The sequence below is a fragment of the Mesorhizobium sp. WSM4806 genome (assembly GCF_055811635.1).
The window spans coordinates 1-972 of the sequence record NZ_JBVVQZ010000062.1 but is presented as its reverse complement, the minus strand read 5'-3'; the positions used below and the strand labels follow the sequence as shown (position 1 = coordinate 972).

The following is a 972-nucleotide window of genomic DNA, read 5'->3' as shown; positions in this document are numbered from 1 at the left end:
ACGCTACCCGCTCACCTTCGGACCCACGCCCGTCGAGAAGCTCGACCGGCTCGGCAAGCATCTGGGCGGCAAGGTGGAAATCTACGCCAAGCGCGAGGACTGCAACTCTGGTCTCGCATTCGGCGGAAACAAGCTGCGCAAGCTTGAATACATCATCCCCGATGCGATCGCGTCAGATGCCGACACGCTCGTCACCGTCGGCGGCGTGCAGTCCAACCACACCCGGATGGTGGCAGCGGTGGCCGCCAAAGTCGGCATGAAATGCCTCCTGGTTCAGGGGAGCTGAGTTCCACATGACAATGCCGTCTACGACCGGGTTGGCAATATTCTCTTGAGCCGCATCATGGGTGCAGAGGTGCGCCTTGTCGACGAGGGCTTTGACATCGGCATCCGCCAGAGTTGGGAAAAAGCGCTCTATGATGTCAAGGCAAGGGGCGGCAGACCTTATGCGATACCAGCCGGGGCTTCTGTCCACAAATACGGCGGTCTCGGCTATGTCGGGTTCGCCGAGGAGGTGCGCGCTCAGGAGAAACAGCTTGGGTTTGCCTTCGACTACATGGTCGTTTGCACGGTCACCGGTTCAACGCATGCCGGCATGCTCGTCGGGTTCGCCGAGGATGGTCGACAGCGCAACGTGATTGGTATCGATGCCTCTGCCACTCCCGCAAAGACCAAGGCGCAGGTGCTTGGCATTGCCCAACATACAGCAAGGCTCGTCGAGCTCGGAACGGAACTCGTCGAGGATGACGTGGTCTTGCTGGAGGACTACGCGTACCCGCGTTATGGCATTCCATCCGAGGAAACGAAGGGGGCAATCCGGCTGTGCGCGCGGCTCGAGGGCATGATTACCGATCCCGTCTATGAGGGCAAATCAATGCATGGAATGATCGACCTCGTGAAGAGAGGCTTCTTTCCAGAGGGGTCTAAGATCCTCTACGCGCATCTCGGCGGCGCGCCTGCGATCAACGGGTA

1 pseudogene is annotated in these 972 nt (G+C 59.9%); it reads left to right on the top strand.

From position 1 onward, the window contains the following. Positions 1-972 (top strand): annotated as a pseudogene (locus AC0L2M_RS34575) (1-aminocyclopropane-1-carboxylate deaminase); the annotation flags it as partial.